We start from the raw sequence: 849 nt of genomic DNA, 5'->3' as shown, positions 1-849 counted from the left end.
GCCCTCCAGCGCCGATGGTACTGCACTCGGGAGGGTGTGGGAGAGTAGGACACCGCCGGACAATCTTCCAGTCGAGGGCCGCCCCATCCGGGTCGGCCCTCGACTGCGTAGCGCCACTGATGGCGCAATGAGGAAGGATGTACCTGTGAGTTCAGAACCGCAGGGCGGAGATCGTCCGCGCCGTTACCAGGATCGCGCCGACCGCCCCGAAGGGCGAGGCGCGAGCCCGCGTCGGGACGACCGTCCCCCGTACCGGGGAGACCGAGACGACCGAGGCGGCCAGCGGGGCGGCTCCGGCGCCGACCGCGGCGGCCGTGACGGCGGCTTCCGCGGCGGTGATCGCCGCGAGGGCGGCTTCCGCTCCGGTCCCCGCGAGGGTGGCTTCCGCCGTGACGGCGACGCGCCGAGCGGTGACCGTCGTGAGGGCGGCTTCCGCCGCGACGGCGACGCCCCCCGCAGCGGCGGCTTCCGCGGTGGTGACCGCCGGGAGGGCGGCTTCCGCTCCGGTCCCCGCGAGGGTGGCTTCCGCCGCGATGCTGACACCCGTGGCGGTGAGCGCCGTGAGGGCGGTTTCCGTCGCGACGGCGGGGCGCCGCGTGAGGGTGGCTTCCGCGGCGGTGACCGTCGTGAGGGTGGCTTCCGCCGCGACGGCGAGGCGCCGCGCGCTGGCGGTTTCCGTGGTGGTGAGCGCCGCGAAGGTGGCTTCGCCGGCGGTGACCGCCGGGAGGGTGGCTTCCGTTCCGGTCCCCGCGAGGGTGGCTTCCGCCGCGACGGCGACACCCGTGGCGGTGAGCGCCGTGAGGGTGGCTTCCGCCGCGACGGCGGGGCGCCCCGTGAGGGTGGCTTCCG

General features: G+C 75.9%; 1 pseudogene. It reads right to left on the bottom strand.

Annotated elements, in window-relative coordinates:
* Window positions 1-151: 151 nt before the first annotated feature.
* Window positions 152-849 (bottom strand): annotated as a pseudogene (locus V6U89_RS30110) (hypothetical protein); the annotation flags it as partial.

The sequence above is a fragment of the Micromonospora sp. CPCC 206171 genome, assembly GCF_036906755.1.
GTDB lineage: Bacteria > Actinomycetota > Actinomycetes > Mycobacteriales > Micromonosporaceae > Micromonospora > Micromonospora purpureochromogenes.
The sequence above is the reverse complement of the archived record's forward strand: the minus strand, read 5'-3'. Positions and strand labels throughout refer to the sequence as shown.